This is a genomic window from Pseudomonas sp. S3E12 (assembly GCF_001702295.1).
Lineage (GTDB): Bacteria > Pseudomonadota > Gammaproteobacteria > Pseudomonadales > Pseudomonadaceae > Aquipseudomonas > Aquipseudomonas marginalis.
This window is the reverse complement of sequence record NZ_MBDT01000029.1, coordinates 282938-298119: the sequence shown is the minus strand read 5'-3', so window position 1 is coordinate 298119 and position 15182 is coordinate 282938. Positions and strand designations below refer to the sequence as shown.

The window sequence follows — 15182 nt, the reverse complement described above, 5'->3', positions numbered from 1 at the left end:
CATCGGGGGCAAGCCCCCGATGAACGATAACGCGGTCTTACTTCAGGACCACAGTGCCCTTCATCATCGAGATGTGGCCCGGGAACGAGCAGAAGAACGCGTAATCCGTACCGGCCGCCAGTTTCGAGACATCGAAGGTCACCGAATCCTTCTCGCCGGCACCAATGATCTTGGTGTGGGCGATGATGCGAGTGTCACCTTCCTTCAAGTAGTTCTTGTCGATGCCGGCGGCCATGCCGTCGCTGGCGACGCCAGGCATATCGGCGGCAGAACTCAGCACCCAGTTATGCCCCATGACGTTTTTCGGCAGGTTACCGGAGTGAGTCAACTCAACGGTAAACGTCTTGCAGCTCTTGTCGATCGTGATTTCCTTGGTGTTGAAGGACATCTGGTCAGTGGAGTCGACGGTGACCTTGCACTCTGCAGCAAGCAACTGGCCGCTGGCCAGAGTCAGCAGGGAAACAGCAACGAGTTTGGCAAACATGTGAATCTCCAAGGCAGGGTTTAAACAACGCGTAATGCGACAAGGGTGCCTGAGGCAGGCAAAAATTCTTATGACCTGAATCAACAGATTGTATACAACTTTAGGCTATCAGACTTATCGACACAATCAACCAGCCAAAGTGCCGCAGGCTGTCTATGATCGGCCCATCACCCACTGGAGCCCGAGCCATGCACCTCAACCAACTGTTCAATGGCCTCCTGGCCGCGTACGCCTGCGGTAAGTGAAGGCCAAGCGCCCCTTGAAGCTGCTACCATGTCGTCCCAAGGCAGCTGCGCGCCGCCACCCTCACCTTCGACCCTAGAGGATCGCCCATGGCCAAACCTAATTACTCCTTCGCCAAACGTCAGAGAGACTTGGCCAAGGAACAGAAGAAAGAGGAAAAGCTGCAACGCAAGAAAGCCGCGGTAGATGAAGAAGCCGGCGCACTCAACCCGGATGCTGATGGTGAAGTAACGAACGACGAGACTGAAACACCAAAAGATCCAGCTGAATAATTATTTACTGTAGGAGCGAGCTTGCTCGCGAAGAACGTCAACGATAACGCGGGAAGCCAGGATCAACGCGGCGCCCTCAGGTTCTTCGCGAGCAAGCTCGCTCCTACACCAGCGGCATCACCGTCACCCGCACCTCCGGGTCATGGCTCCCTCCCCCCAGAATCACCCCACGCAACGGCGACACATCGGAGAAGTCCCGGCCCCAGGCCAGGGTGATGTGCTCCAATGCCGGCTGCACATTGTTCGTCGGATCGAAATCCACCCAGCCCGATACCGGGCAATACACCGAGACCCATGCGTGGGAGGCATCGGCGCCGATCAGGCGTGGCTGGCCGGGCGGTGGCTGGGTGAGCAGGTAGCCGCTGATGTAACGCGCCGCCAGGCCGCGCGAGCGCAGGCAGGCGAGCATCAGGTGGGCGAAGTCCTGGCACACGCCGCGGCGGCGCTCCAGCACTTCCACCAGTGGCGTGGCGACCTGGGTGGCTTCGGCATCGAAGGTGAATTCGCTGAAGATCTTTTCCATCAGCGCCTGTGCACCCAGCAGCAACGGCTTGCCAGGGGGAAAACAGCTTTCGGAAAATTCGACGAAGGTTTTCTTCAAGTGCACGTAGGGCGATTCGAAGCGATAGCGACAGGCTTCGATCAACTCGAGCGACAGCGGCTGGCTGCTGTAGGTCAGGCTGTCGCGGGTCTGGTCCCAGGCGGGCGAGTGCTGGAAATCCAGCACCGGCCGCGCCAGCACTTCCACGGTCAGCCCGGCGTTCACCAGTAATTCATCATGGGGCCGCTCGAACGCCAGGCGGGTGATCGGGTTGCCGAACACGTCCAGCTCATCACGGCGTGCGGACGGCGGCGGGCTGATATCCAGTTGCTGGGCGCTGCAACGCTGCCAGTCGCACGGCCTCGGCCATAAATGCGCAAGCTGCTGGGCCAGGGATACCGGGCTGTCGTAGTGGTAATGGGTATCGTGGAAAATCTGGTAGCGCGCACTCATCACACCGACACCGTTTGCTGGCTGACATCATCCACATGGGCAAAGTGGCGCAAGGCCAAACGATCCGACACTTGCCCGCTCTCATCGGCGACCGCTTGCAGCAGGTCGGCCAGGCCTTCCAGCGCGGCACGCACACTGGACTCGCCAAACAACGGGTTCTCCAGGCAACCCAGGTCGAAACGCGCCAGGCGCTCCACCAACGGCGCCAGCCCGGTCTCCCGTGGCACGCCAAAATCATCGTTAAGACGGCGCAGAGTGCGGCTCACCAGTTTCAGTTGGAACACCACAGCGTGGGGGTTCTGCTCGTCCAGCAACAACAAATCCAGGACCGGGATCAGCTGCGGCACCGCCAGGTAGCGCGAGCGGTAGGTGATACTGCTGTTGCCCAGTTCCAGCAACCACTCCAGCCCCGCTTGGTCGAACACCGCCACGCCGCGCAGGAATGCCGCCAGGCTGCTGCTGAGAAATTGCAGACGCTCGATGCGCCGGCCCATCATCAGGAAGCGCCAGCCTTCGTCGCGGGTCATGTCGTCGAGGGCAAACCCAGACAGCGCCGCCAGGGACATCACCAGGCGGTTGAGGAAATCCAGCAACTCACCAAAATCCGGGCTTTCGCTTTCCAGCTCCAAGGCTTCGCGCTGCAACTCCACCAGGGCCTGCCAGTTCTCACGGGACAACTTGCCGCGCACCTGGGACGCCGCCCACTGCAAGCGTTGCAGGTTGGCGCGCAGGCTCGACGGCCAATCATCGCCGAGCAAGGCCGCCTGCAAACGCTCGGGCAATTCGCCCTCCTCCGGCAGCAGGCGCAGGTTTTCACCCAACTCGACCGCCGCCTGCAAGGCCAGGGGGTCGTCGCCGTCGACATAGCGCGCCAGCACGATGCGCAGCCAGCGTGCACTGTCGTCGCAGCGTTCGCAGTAACGGCCGAACCAGAACAGGTTTTCCACTACGCGGGACGGTAGATAAGGGTCGCGGCGCACCAGGTCATGTGCACCAATTGCGCGTTGGGCGCGCCAATGCTCGCCACCGGTGGCGCGTTCGCCCAGCACCCAGGTGTCCTTGCTGGCGCCGCCGCGTTGCATCGATACCACTTCGGCATCGGCGTCGGCCGCCACGCGGGTCAGGCCGCCGGGCAGTACGCGGTAGCCCTCCACGCTGGCCACGGCATACACGCGCATGCCGATGGCGCGGTGTTGCAGGTGATCCTCCACGGTGTGCCATACCGGTGCCTGGGACAGTTGCGCCAGCTCCTGGGCGACGTAGGCGTAAGGCCGCGCAAGCATGCGTTCGGCCAGGGCCTGGCGTTGCTCGTCGTTCAAGTCGCGACCGAATACCGGGGTGAAACTTTGCGACGGAAACGCTGGTTTGATCAGCAGTTCCGGCAGTTTCTCCAGGGCTTCGGCGAGCACCGGCGCCTCACCGCACCACCAGGTGGCGATGGACGGCAGGATCAACTCTTCGCCGAACAGGAACTGGTTGATCCTGGGCAGAAAACCGAGCAAACCGGGGGATTCCAGCACGCCGCTGCCCAGGGCATTGGCCACCAGCACATTGCCCTGGCGCGCGGCGTCGAGCAGGCCGGGTACGCCGAGGGCGGAGTCGGTGCGCAGCTCCAGCGGGTCGCAGAAGTCGTCGTCGAGGCGACGCATGATCGCGTGCACCCGGCGCAGGCCACTGAGGGTTTTCAGGAACACCGTGCTGTCGCGCACCGTGAGGTCGCCGCCTTCCACCAGCGGGTAGCCGAGCTGGCGCGCGAGGTACAGGTGTTCGAAATAGCTCTCGTTGAAACGCCCAGGGGTGAGCAGCACGATCAGCGGAGGCTGGTCGTCACTCGGCGCCTGGCGGGCCAGGGTTTCCTGGAGCGTGCGGAAGAAACCGGTGAGGTGCTGCACCTGCAAATCCCGGTACAGGTCCGGGAAGGCGCGGGACACGATGGTGCGGTTTTCCAGCGCATAACCGGCGCCCGAAGGCGCCTGGGTACGGTCGGCAGTGACCCACCAGCGACCATCCGGGGTACGCGCCAGGTCCACAGCATACAGGTGCAGAAACGCACCATCAGGCGGTTGGATGCCCTGGCACGGCCACAGGAAATTGTTATGCCCGAACACCAGCTCGGCCGGTAGCAGGCCTTCCTTGATCAAACGTTGCGGCCCGTAGAGGTCCGCCAGTACGGCGTTGAGCAAGCGCGCACGCTGGGCGATACCGGCTGACAGCTGCTGCCATTCATCGGCCGCCAGCACATGGGGCAGCAGGTCCAGTTCCCACGGGCGGTCGGCGCCCTTGGGGTCGGCGTAGACGTTATAGGTCACGCCGTTTTCCTGGATCTGCCGGGTCAGCAGCGCCTGGCGCTGGGCCAACTGCGCGGGTGTGCTGCGTTGCAGGTGATCAAGCAAGCGCTGCCAATGGGCGCGCACTGCGCCACTGTCGTCCAGCAGTTCATGATAAGTACCTGCGGTCAGCGGGTATTGGTCGAGCAAGTCGGGCATGGAACGCTCGGCAGAGGCAAAGGGGCTCAGTTTAATTCAAATTCACTGCAATCCCATGTGGAAGGGAGCTTGCTCCCTCCCACATTTTGATCGCATTTAGTCATTCTTATTGGGGTGACGCCGCAGATCCAAGGTCATCGGGAATTCATCATTGATCACAACACTGGGCACGGTGAGCTTCCCAGGCGTGTGGCCGAGACGGAAAAACCGCGCCATGCGCCGGCTCTCCGCCTCATTGGCGTTTACCGGCAAGCTGTCGTAGTTACGCCCGCCCGGATGCGCAACATGGTACTGGCAGCCGCCCAGGGAGCGTTGCATCCAGGTGTCCAGCAGGTCGAACACCAGCGGCGCATGGACCGGGATGGTCGGTTGCAGGCAGTTGGCCGGTTGCCAGGCGCGGTAACGCACGCCGGCGACGAACTCGCCAATGCGCCCGGTCGGTTGCAGCGGCACCGGGATGCCATTGCAGGTCAGCAGGTAGCGTTGCGGCGGCAGCCCGCTCACCTTCACCTGCAAGCGCTCCAGGGACGAATCCACATAGCGCACCGTGCCGCCCACCGCGCCCTCTTCGCCCAGTACATGCCAAGGCTCCAGGGCCTGGCGCAGTTCCAGCTCGATCCCGCTGACGGCGTAATCGCCCACCTTGGGGAAGCGGAACTCCAGGTGCGCGGCGAACCATTCGGCCCGCAATGGGTAACCGGCGGCGTTCAACTCGACGATCACGTCGGCAAAATCCTGCTCGATAAAGTGCGGCAACAGGAAGCGGTCATGCAATTCGGTGCCCCAGCGCGCCAGTTTCGGCGGCGCATAGGGCTCACGCCAGAAGCGCGCGACCAAGGCCCGCAGCAGCAGTTGCTGGGTCAGGCTCATGCGTGCGTGGGGCGGCATTTCAAAGGCACGCAACTCCAGCAGGCCCAAGCGGCCGGTGGCGCCATCCGGCGAATAGAGTTTGTCGATACAGAATTCGGCGCGGTGGGTATTGCCCGTCACGTCGATCAACAGGTTGCGCAGCAGGCGATCCACTAACCACGGCGGGCATTCTTCACCCGGCTGCGGCATTTGGGCAAAGGCGATTTCCAGCTCATACAGCGCGTCGTTGCGGGCTTCGTCCACCCGCGGGGCCTGGGAGGTCGGGCCGATAAACAGGCCGGAAAACAGGTACGACAGCGACGGGTGGTTATGCCAATAGCTGATCAGGCTGCGCAGCAGGTCGGGCCGGCGCAGGAATGGCGAATCCTTGGGCGTCGCGCCCCCCAGCACAAAGTGGTTACCGCCGCCGGTGCCGGTGTGGCGGCCGTCGATCATGAACTTCTCGGTGGTCAGCCGGGTTTGCCGCGCCTCCTCGTAGAGGAATTCGGTGCGCTCCACCAACTCGTCCCAGGTCGCGGACGGCTGTACGTTGACCTCGATCACCCCCGGATCCGGCGTGACGCGGAAGTTGCTCAGGCGCATATCGAACGGTGGTTCGTAGCCTTCCAGCAGCACCGGGCAGTGCAGTTCCTCGGCGGTGGCTTCGATGGCGGCCACCAGTTCCAGGTAATCCTCGACGCGTTCCAGGGGCGGCATAAACAGGTACAGGCGCCCTTCCCGCGCTTCGGCACACAGGGCGGTGCGGGTCAGCCAGTCGGCGGACTCGTCGACCTCGGGCACTCGCTCGTCGCTCGGCGCGGGTTCGCCATGGCTTTGCAGTTGCGCACTGGTCGGCAGTTCCGGCTGATCCTGGTTAGGGTCGGTGGGGTGCACGAACGGATATTCCGCCGCCGTCACCCACGGCTGCGAGGCCAACGGCAGGCGATAGCCCAGCGGTGAATCCCCCGGCACCAGGCGGCAATGGTTATCGCGCAGGTACCAGCGCCCGCTCTGCCAGCGGTCATTGGCCGCCGTGCGCGCCAGCGGCAGTACCTGGCCGATGACTTTATCCAGGCCCTGGCTGAACACTTTGCGCAAGCGCTCGCGCTCCAGCTCGTCGCTCAAGCGCGGGTCCTGGGCCGTGACGTTTTGCGGCAACGCACCTTCGCGCCACAGGTAGTAGAAGTTGTCTTCGAAGGCCGGGAATACAAAGCGCGCCGGCAACTTCAGGCGCTCGGCGACGCTGGCCAGGAAGCGCCCGGCCATTACGCCATCGGCGCCGTAGTCCTGTTGTTCATCGGCGATCAGCGCGCTGTTGTGCCAGATGGGCACGCCGTCACGGCGCCAGTAGCAATTAAGCGACCAGCGCGGCAATTGCTCGCCGGGGTACCACTTGCCCTGGCCGAAGTGCACCAGGCCCTTGGGTGCGTAGTGCTTGCGCATGCGCTGGAACAGCTCGGCGGACAAGCGCCGCTTGTCCGGCCCGAGGGCTGCGGTGTTCCACTCGGCGCCGTCAGGGTCGTCGATGGAGACGAAGGTCGGCTCGCCGCCCATGGTCAGGCGCACATCATCCTTGAGCAAGTCGCCATCTATTTGCCGGCCCAGGGCCTGGATCGCCAGCCATTGCTCTTCAGTGTAGGGCTTGGTCACCCGTGGTGCTTCCCAGATGCGCTCCACCGACATCTCGTGGGTAAATTCGCACTCGCAGGGTTCCACCAGCCCACTGATCGGCGCGGCGGACGATGGATCGGGACTACAGGCCAACGGGATATGCCCTTCACCGGCGAACAGCCCGGAGGTGGCATCCAGGCCGATCCAGCCGGCACCGGGCAAATACACTTCGCACCAGGCGTGCAGGTCGGTGAAGTCGACTTCGGTGCCGGAGGGGCCGTCGAGGGCTTTGACGTCGGCGGTCAGCTGGATCAGATAGCCGGACACAAACCGCGCCGCCAACCCGAGATTGCGCAGCAATTGCACCAGCAGCCAGGCCGAATCACGGCAGGAACCGGAAGCGTTTTCCAGGGTGAATTCCGGGGTTTGCACCCCCGGTTCCATGCGGATCAGGTAGCCGATGTCGGCGGCCAGACGCTGGTTGAGGCCCACCAGGAAATCCACGGCCGGCAACGGCGTGCGGTCGATACCCGCCAGGTAGGCGGCAAACCTCGGCGTCAGCGGCAGGGTTTCCAGGTACGGCGCCAGCTCGCGCTGTTCATCGGCGGCGTAGCTGAAGGGGATTTTTTCGGCGTAGGGCTCAAGGAAAAAATCGAACGGGTTGAACACCGCCATCTCGGCGACCAGATCGACTTCGATGCGCAGTTCATCGGTCTTTTCCGGGAACACCAGACGCGCCAGGTAATTGCCCTGAGGGTCCTGCTGCCAATTGATGAAGTGCTGCTCGGGCAGCACTTTGAGTGCATAGGACAAAATCCGCGTGCGGCTATGGGCCGCCGGGCGCAGACGCACGATCTGTGGGCCGAGTTCGACCGCGCGGTCGTAGCGGTAATGCGTAACGTGGTGCAACGCGACATGAATCGACACGGCGGCCTCCTGCGAGCCAGGGCATGGACACAACGCGCGCAAGACTTATGCCAGAGCGGCGGTCATTGCGCTTTATCGTAAGACCCGGTGCAGTACAGCACCAAAACGGCGCCGACGGTGGTGTCGTGGTGCAGGCGCCGCACATATTTGTGGCGTTAATGTGAGGATGGGTGGCGAATCTACCCAATCAACGGGTTTTGCGCTTTGCGATTACGGCTGGTTTAACCGCCTGCCGAATGCGACGGATTCCCACGAGTTTCGTGCGCATCTCTCGTTGAACCTTGCTGTTAAGTGTCAATAATCCGAGCAATGGGAATAACAGCGCCAACCCATAAAGGACTTTGTGAGGCTGGAATTGAACCATCGGAACTACAAACAGTAGACAGGCGACATAGATACCGACCATTACCCACACCCAGGAGGGTCGGCCCCGCAAAATCATAAAGTTGCTATGGACCGTCAACAGAATGAGCAGCGCCCCGGCAGACATGATCTTGAGCCCCACTTGAGCCATCGGCGCATCACGAAAATAGGTGATGAACGCCAGCGCCACAGCCAACGCCAAAGAAAAACACGCAGCAAATACGCCGCCCATAAACGTCAGAAAGTATTGTCTGAAAAAGTCGCGTAGCGTCATCAATTCGCTCATTCGCTTACCTCCTCGTACAGTCCAATCGCGATGGTGTTGACGTTTCCGGAGTAGGCACTCCCGCCAAACCCAACGCTTGCGCCCAGGACGTCTTTGATCTGGGTAGTGGTGCTGTGCTTGAGCTGCGTAGGGGTGAAACGCTTGGTGAGTTCGCCCGACGCCTGCCTCAATTTGATCATCTTCGCGGTCAAGCTGGGATGGTTGATGCTCAGCAGCTCTTTCGTCAGCTTGGCTCTTTCCTGGCGATTCAAACCGCGAAGCACATCACGCAGGCTCTTGCCCGTCGATGCTTTGGCGGCCCTGACCAGCTTGACCGTCGTCAGGGCCGAAGCGCCCACGCCTGCCAGTGATACGGCGTCCAGCACGATGGACGCATTCTGGTACCAGCCTTCACTGTCGAGCGAATCCTTGACCTCAGGTTTGGCGACTTCCAGCGCTGTTCGGGCAATGCCGTTGAAACACTGAAGCGTACTTGCGCCGGCAGCCGCATACCCCACTACAACGATGACGGAACTGGCGCCAGCGCTGAAAGGCACCAGAATTGTTCCACTGGCGATCGCAGCCCAACTGATGACCGCCCCCAAGCAGGAGATTCCGGTATTCACGGCTTCGCCAATCAGTCGCGATTCTCGAGGATTGCTCACGACATGTTGAGCAAACTGTGTTGGCGCAATGTACTTCTGCGCTTCACGCAAAATGATGCGCTTGGGCTTGATGCTGCAGATGGGCTTGAATTCGCGCAGGGTAATGACGTTGAAGTCGGCGTCGATATACACCACCCCCGCGCCGACGATGCTGGGGTCGGCGTCGATGGCCGCGAACAGCCGTGGCAGGTTGATCTGGCTTTCGATGCGCTGGCGCGCCATGAACTGGGAGCGGTTGGAGTCCATGCCGATGCCGGCCAGGGGGTTGCCCATGGGGTGTTCTTCCTTGAAGGGTGGAGACTGGACTGACGCTATCGGGGGCAAGCCCCCTCCCACATTGGATTGCGAATACGGTCAAGTGTGGGAGGGGGCTTGCTCCCGATAGCGATTTAATGGGCGCCACCTTACCAAACAGCCTCACCCGCGACCAGAAAGCAAAACGCCAGCACGAGGCTGGCGTTTTGCATATTCAGGCTACGATCAACGTGGCACGACCGGCTTGCGGGCCGGCTTGCCGCCCTTGCCCTTGGCCGCATCGCTGCGTTCCTTGGCCGCCTGCTTGTTACGCGCCTGGGCCGCAGCCTTGGCTTGTTCGCGTTTGTCCCACGGGTTGCTGCCGTCGCTGCCACGGGGCGGCAGGCCGGTGTGCTGGGTGAGGATCCTGGTGGTGGTTTCCTTGGCGACCTTGTGGCTGCCAGCCGGCGTCGAGTTCTTGCGACGGGCGCTCTGGTAGCTGTCGGTGCTCGGCTGGTGCAGCGGGATCAGTTGGTCCTTGCCCGACCCGATCAGGTCGGCACGGCCCATGCGGGTCAGCGCTTCACGCAGCATCGGCCAGCCCTTCGGGTCGTGATAGCGCAGGAACGCCTTGTGCAGGCGGCGCTGCTCTTCGCTCTTGACGATAGTCACCGCGTCGCTCTTGTAGGTGACCTTGCGCAGCGGGTTCTTGCCCGAGTGATACATCGCGGTGGCAGTGGCCATCGGCGACGGGTAGAACGCCTGCACCTGGTCGGCGCGGAAGCCGTTGCCCTTGAGCCACAGGGCCAGGTTCATCATGTCTTCATCGGTGGTGCCCGGGTGAGCGGCGATGAAGTACGGGATCAGGTACTGCTCCTTGCCCGCTTCCTTGGTGTATTTCTCGAACATGCGCTTGAACTTGTCATAGCTGCCGATGCCCGGCTTCATCATCTGGTTGAGCGGACCTTCCTCGGTGTGTTCCGGGGCGATCTTGAGGTAGCCACCGACGTGGTGGGTGACCAGCTCCTTGACGTATTCCGGCGACTCGACCGCGAGGTCGTAGCGCAGGCCGGAAGCGATCAGGATCTTCTTCACCCCCGGCAATGCACGGGCGCTGCGGTACAACTGGATCAACGACGAGTGGTCGGTGTTCAGGTTCGGGCAGATGCCGGGGAACACGCACGACGGCTTGCGGCACGCGGATTCGATTTCCGGGCTCTTACAGGCAATGCGGTACATGTTCGCGGTCGGGCCGCCGAGGTCGGAGATCACACCGGTGAAGCCTGGAACCTTATCGCGGATCTCTTCGATTTCGCGAATGATCGACTCTTCGGAACGGTTCTGGATGATCCGGCCTTCGTGCTCGGTGATCGAGCAGAAGGTGCAGCCGCCGAAGCAGCCACGCATGATGTTCACCGAGAAACGGATCATGTCGTAGGCCGGGATTTTCTCCTTGCCGTACGCCGGGTGCGGGACACGGGCGTACGGCATGCCGAACACGTAGTCCATTTCTTCGGTGGTCATAGGGATCGGTGGCGGGTTGAACCACACGTCCACTTCGCCGTGCTTCTGCACCAGCGCGCGGGCGTTGCCTGGGTTGGTTTCCAGGTGCAACACGCGGTTGGCGTGGGCATAGAGCACGGCGTCGCCACGGACTTTTTCCACCGAGGGCAGGCGGATCACGGTCTTGTCGCGGGTCATGCGAGGGCTGGCCAGGATCTGCACGACCTTGGCTTCTTCCGGATCATCGACCGGCCCCTTTTCCTGCTCGATGGCGCAGGCCTGGGTGTCCTGGGTGTTGACGTACGGGTTGATGATCTTGTCGACCTTGCCCGGGCGATCGATACGTGTGGAATCCACTTCGTACCAGCCGGCTGGGGTATCGCGACGGATGAACGCGGTGCCGCGCACATCGGTAATGTCTTCGATCCTGTGGCCCCACGACAGGCGCTGGGCGACTTCGACGATGGCCCGCTCGGCGTTGCCGTACAGCAGGATATCGGCGGTGGCGTCGATCAGGATCGAGTTGCGCACGCGGTCCTGCCAGTAGTCGTAGTGGGCGATGCGGCGCAGGGACGCTTCGATGCCGCCGAGTACGATCGGCACGTTCTTGTAGGCTTCCTTGCAACGCTGGCTATACACCAGGCTGGCGCGGTCCGGGCGTTTGCCGGCCATGCCGCCTGGGGTATAGGCGTCGTCGGAACGGATTTTCTTGTCGGCGGTGTAGCGGTTGATCATCGAGTCCATGTTGCCGGCCGCGACGCCGAAGAACAGGTTCGGCTCGCCCAGTTTCATGAAGTCGTCTTTGGACTGCCAGTTCGGCTGCGCAATGATCCCGACGCGGAAGCCCTGGGACTCCAGCAGCCGGCCGATGATGGCCATGCCGAACGACGGGTGGTCCACGTAGGCATCGCCGGTGACGATGATGATGTCGCACGAATCCCAGCCAAGCTGATCCATCTCCTCCCTGCTCATCGGCAGGAATGGCGCAGGGCCGAAACATTCGGCCCAGTACTTGGGATAGTCAAATAACGGCTTGGCTGTTTGCATGACGGTGACCGGTGTTGAGATGAAAAATCGCGGGCGCGGAATATAGCACAAATTTTGACCAATTCCGACGGTAATGGTCGGAATTGAGCAGACGGGTTATTCGTCGTCGTCGAAGTTGTAACTGCCCGGCGCCAGGTTCTCGAAGCGCGTGTATTTGCCGATGAATGCCAGGCGAACAAAGCCGATCGGGCCGTTACGCTGCTTGCCGATAATGATCTCGGCAATGCCTTTGTGCTCGGTCTCGGGGTGATACACCTCGTCGCGGTACACGAACATGATCACGTCGGCATCCTGCTCGATCGCTCCGGATTCCCGCAGGTCGGAGTTCACCGGGCGCTTGTTGGGACGTTGTTCCAGGGAGCGGTTGAGCTGGGACAGGGCGACTACCGGGCAGTTGAATTCCTTGGCCAGGGCCTTGAGGGACCGGGAGATTTCGGAAATTTCGTTGGTGCGGTTATCGCCACTGGAGCCCGGGATCTGCATCAATTGCAGGTAGTCGATCATGATCAGGGCGATGTCGCCGTGCTCACGTACCAGGCGGCGGGTACGTGCCCGCATCTCGGACGGGCTGATACCGGCGGTGTCATCGATAAACAGCTTGCGGTCGTTGAGCAGGTTGACCGCCGAGGTCAGGCGCGGCCAGTCGTCGTCTTCCAGGCGACCGGCACGCACCTTGGTCTGGTCGATACGGCCGAGGGACGACAGCATACGCATGATCAGCGATTCGCCTGGCATCTCGAGGGAGTACACCAGGACGGTCTTGTCGCTGCGCAACACGGCGTTTTCCACCAGGTTCATCGCAAAGGTGGTCTTACCCATGGATGGACGGCCGGCGACGATGATCAGGTCGGACGGCTGCAGGCCGCTGGTCTTCTCGTCGAGGTCGGTGTAGCCGGTGGAAATACCGGTGATGGCGTTGTCGGTGTTGAACAAGGTGTCGATGCGGTCGATGGCCTTGGTCAACAGGTCGTTGACGCTGACCGGGCCGCCGGTTTTCGGGCGCGCTTCGGCGATCTGGAAGATCTGGCGCTCGGCTTCGTCAAGGATTTCGGCGGCGGTGCGGCCTTCGGGGTTGAAGGCGCTGTCGGCGATTTCGGTGCTGATGCCGATCAACTGGCGCAGGGTGGCGCGCTCGCGAACGATCTGGGCATAGGCCTTGATGTTGGCGACGGACGGTGTGTTTTTTGCCAGTTCACCCAGGTAGCCCAGGCCACCGACCTGGGAGGTCTGGCCTTCCTTGTCCAGCTGTTCAGCCAGGGTCACCACGTCGATTGGGGAGTTCTGGTCGGCCAGCTTGGCGATGGCACGGAAGATCAGGCGGTGGTCATGACGATAGAAATCACCGTCCGAGACTTGATCCAGCACGCGTTCCCAGGCGTTGTTGTCCAGCATCAGGCCACCGAGCACGGCCTGTTCGGCCTCGATGGAATGCGGCGGCACCTTCAGGGCAGCGGTTTGCAGATCGTATTGCTCAGGAGCTGAAATATCGTTCATGGCCACTTGGAATTAGGGGATTGTAGAAAAACAAAAGGCACGACCTGTAAACAGGATCGTGCCCGATGTTAACTGCCCGGCACACGAGGTGCCAGTCAGTTAGGTGCGACTTAAGCTGCTACCACGACAACGCGTACGGTGGCTTCAACTTCGGCGTGCAGGTGCACGGCTACGTCGAATTCGCCTACGTTGCGGATGGTGCCGTTCGGCAGACGAACTTCGCTCTTCTGCACTTCAACGCCGGAAGCGGTCAGTGCATCAGCGATGTCGTGGGTGCCGATCGAACCGAACAGCTTGCCTTCGTCACCGGCGGTGGCAGTGATAGTCACTTCCAGCTCAGCCAGTTGGGCAGCGCGAGTTTCGGCCGAAGCTTTCTTGTCTGCTGCTGCTTTTTCCAGCTCAGCGCGACGCTCTTCAAACGCAGCCAGGTTGGCAGCGGTTGCAGCGGTGGCTTTGCCGTATGGCAGCAGGTAGTTACGACCGTAGCCGGCCTTAACGTTCACTTTGTCGCCCAGGTTGCCCAGGTTGGCGACTTTTTCCAGAAGGATCAGTTGCATGTGAAAATCCTCTAACTTTTAACCTTCACCGTTCGCGTTATCGGCGTCTTTCGGCGCAGAACGTCCGCGAAAATCAATCAGGCTGTCGACAATGGCCAAGACCACGAGTAACGGACCGATCAAGTGCATGAGCGGCAGGACGGTGACGTAGATCCCCACCAGCCAGAAACTGGCCAGTCTTTTCTGCGCGACAAGCCCGTGAATCAGGGACAAGCCAGCGAAGAACAGCGGTACACCGCACAACGGCAACAGGATCAAGGTGTGCCACCCGATAAACGGGGCAACGCACATGACGGCCAGCAGTGACAGCGCAACGCGCTTGGGGATCCGGATTGCGCGAAACTCGCTTCCGAAACCACCGGGGTTATACAACAACGCCTGCCAATAGCGCCCAAGAATCAGGCACAACACACTAAAGACCTGCACCGAAACCGCTGTCGAAATGATCAACATCGGAACTGCCAATGAAGCGAGTGCTGCTTTCTGGTCTGCCGAGAACTTCTCGTAAGACTCACCCATCACCAGCGGCAAGACGTGTTGAAACGTCTGCGCCAACGACTCGATGAAGGAACCGAAGACGGTCCCCAGGCTCACTGCACACAACAACCCCACGGCCGTGCTGACCAGCAGCACGCGATTCCAGGAATGCCCGGCGCGCAAAACCAACGCCAGGCTGCAACTCCCCAACAGCACCAGAAGCGCTGTCGGGTCTTGCAGGAAATGCCAGCTCACCAACACTGACAACAACCCCAGACCCAGGACGCTCAAGGCGTCCGAACCGCGCCGCAGGAGCACAAGGCAACCCGCGGCGGCACCCAACCAGAACAACAACGGCAACACTGCACATCCAGCCACTACCAGAGTGGCCTGCACACGACCGCGCATGATGAACTCAGCTAAGGCGCGCATGCATTCAATCCCTTACTACTTGTCGACTGCCCGGTCTCAGCGGCCGTGGCTGTCGGTGTAGGCCAGCAGGGCCAGGAAGCGGGCGCGCTTGATAGCGGTAGCCAGCTGACGCTGATAACGTGCTTTGGTACCGGTGATACGGCTTGGAACGATTTTGCCGGTCTCGGATACGTAGGCTTTCAGAGTGTTGAGATCTTTGTAGTCGATCTCCTTCACTTCTTCAGCGGTGAAGCGGCAAAACTTACGACGACGGAAGAAACGTGCCATTTGATAGGCTCC

General features: G+C 61.5%; 12 protein-coding genes. 1 reads left to right on the top strand and 11 read right to left on the bottom strand.

Annotated features, from left to right (window positions below; translation table 11 throughout):
* Positions 1–37 precede the first annotated feature (37 nt).
* A complete protein-coding gene (gene azu, locus BB029_RS22905) occupies positions 38–484 on the bottom strand; it encodes an azurin (protein ID WP_065940887.1) in 447 nt (148 codons plus the stop codon).
* 332 nt (positions 485–816) lie between these two features.
* Here azu and BB029_RS22900 point away from each other — a divergent pair, with 332 nt between their 5' ends.
* Positions 817–999, top strand: coding sequence for a hypothetical protein (locus tag BB029_RS22900; protein ID WP_027607695.1), 183 nt, complete (start codon positions 817–819; stop codon positions 997–999).
* 103 nt (positions 1000–1102) lie between these two features.
* Here BB029_RS22900 and BB029_RS22895 read toward each other — a convergent pair whose 3' ends face one another.
* The 10 genes from BB029_RS22895 to rpsR all read right to left on the bottom strand — a co-directional run bounded on the left by BB029_RS22895 (position 1103) and on the right by rpsR (position 15170).
* A complete protein-coding gene (locus BB029_RS22895) occupies positions 1103–1993 on the bottom strand; it encodes a transglutaminase family protein (protein ID WP_065940886.1) in 891 nt (296 codons plus the stop codon).
* The gene (locus BB029_RS22890; RefSeq protein ID WP_065940885.1) at positions 1993–4479 is read right to left on the bottom strand and encodes a circularly permuted type 2 ATP-grasp protein; all 2487 of its coding nucleotides are present in this window, start codon (positions 4477–4479) and stop codon (positions 1993–1995) included. Before BB029_RS22890 ends, BB029_RS22895 begins: the two co-directional genes overlap by 1 nt.
* Before the next feature lie 96 nt (positions 4480–4575).
* A complete protein-coding gene (locus BB029_RS22885; protein WP_065940884.1) occupies positions 4576–7866 on the bottom strand; it encodes a DUF2126 domain-containing protein in 3291 nt (1096 codons plus the stop codon).
* A gap of 187 nt (positions 7867–8053) precedes the next feature.
* Complete coding sequence (locus BB029_RS22880) at positions 8054–8515, bottom strand: hypothetical protein (RefSeq protein WP_065940883.1); 462 nt, start codon at positions 8513–8515, stop codon at positions 8054–8056.
* Positions 8512–9432 carry a hypothetical protein gene (locus BB029_RS22875; RefSeq protein ID WP_027607691.1) on the bottom strand — a complete coding sequence of 307 codons (921 nt, stop codon included), beginning with the start codon at positions 9430–9432 and terminating at the stop codon, positions 8512–8514. Before BB029_RS22875 ends, BB029_RS22880 begins: the two co-directional genes overlap by 4 nt.
* Before the next feature lie 207 nt (positions 9433–9639).
* Positions 9640–11943, bottom strand: a complete 2304-nt coding sequence (locus BB029_RS22870; protein ID WP_065940882.1) for a YgiQ family radical SAM protein — start codon at positions 11941–11943, stop codon at positions 9640–9642.
* A gap of 96 nt (positions 11944–12039) precedes the next feature.
* The gene (dnaB, locus tag BB029_RS22865; RefSeq protein ID WP_065940881.1) at positions 12040–13437 is read right to left on the bottom strand and encodes a replicative DNA helicase; all 1398 of its coding nucleotides are present in this window, start codon (positions 13435–13437) and stop codon (positions 12040–12042) included.
* A 110-nt stretch (positions 13438–13547) separates the two neighbouring features.
* Positions 13548–13994, bottom strand: coding sequence for a 50S ribosomal protein L9 (rplI, locus tag BB029_RS22860; RefSeq protein WP_003171376.1), 447 nt, complete (start codon positions 13992–13994; stop codon positions 13548–13550).
* Between the two features lie 18 nt (positions 13995–14012).
* Positions 14013–14903, bottom strand: a complete 891-nt coding sequence (locus BB029_RS22855; RefSeq protein ID WP_065925619.1) for a hypothetical protein — start codon at positions 14901–14903, stop codon at positions 14013–14015.
* 36 nt (positions 14904–14939) lie between these two features.
* Positions 14940–15170, bottom strand: coding sequence for a 30S ribosomal protein S18 (gene rpsR, locus BB029_RS22850; RefSeq protein ID WP_003171373.1), 231 nt, complete (start codon positions 15168–15170; stop codon positions 14940–14942).
* Positions 15171–15182 lie beyond the last annotated feature (12 nt).

Bases quoted from the DNA above. Each gene is read 5' to 3' on its own strand.
- azu (WP_065940887.1), bottom strand. From the start codon at position 484: ATGTTTGCCAAACTCGTTGCTGTTTCCCTGCTGACTCTGGCCAGCGGC.
- BB029_RS22900 (WP_027607695.1), top strand. From the start codon at position 817: ATGGCCAAACCTAATTACTCCTTCGCCAAACGTCAGAGAGACTTGGCC.
- BB029_RS22895 (WP_065940886.1), bottom strand. From the start codon at position 1,993: ATGAGTGCGCGCTACCAGATTTTCCACGATACCCATTACCACTACGAC.
- BB029_RS22890 (WP_065940885.1), bottom strand. From the start codon at position 4,479: ATGCCCGACTTGCTCGACCAATACCCGCTGACCGCAGGTACTTATCAT.
- BB029_RS22880 (WP_065940883.1), bottom strand. From the start codon at position 8,515: ATGAGCGAATTGATGACGCTACGCGACTTTTTCAGACAATACTTTCTG.
- BB029_RS22875 (WP_027607691.1), bottom strand. From the start codon at position 9,432: ATGGGCAACCCCCTGGCCGGCATCGGCATGGACTCCAACCGCTCCCAG.
- BB029_RS22870 (WP_065940882.1), bottom strand. From the start codon at position 11,943: ATGCAAACAGCCAAGCCGTTATTTGACTATCCCAAGTACTGGGCCGAA.
- dnaB (WP_065940881.1), bottom strand. From the start codon at position 13,437: ATGAACGATATTTCAGCTCCTGAGCAATACGATCTGCAAACCGCTGCC.
- rplI (WP_003171376.1), bottom strand. From the start codon at position 13,994: ATGCAACTGATCCTTCTGGAAAAAGTCGCCAACCTGGGCAACCTGGGC.
- BB029_RS22855 (WP_065925619.1), bottom strand. From the start codon at position 14,903: ATGCGCGCCTTAGCTGAGTTCATCATGCGCGGTCGTGTGCAGGCCACT.
- rpsR (WP_003171373.1), bottom strand. From the start codon at position 15,170: ATGGCACGTTTCTTCCGTCGTCGTAAGTTTTGCCGCTTCACCGCTGAA.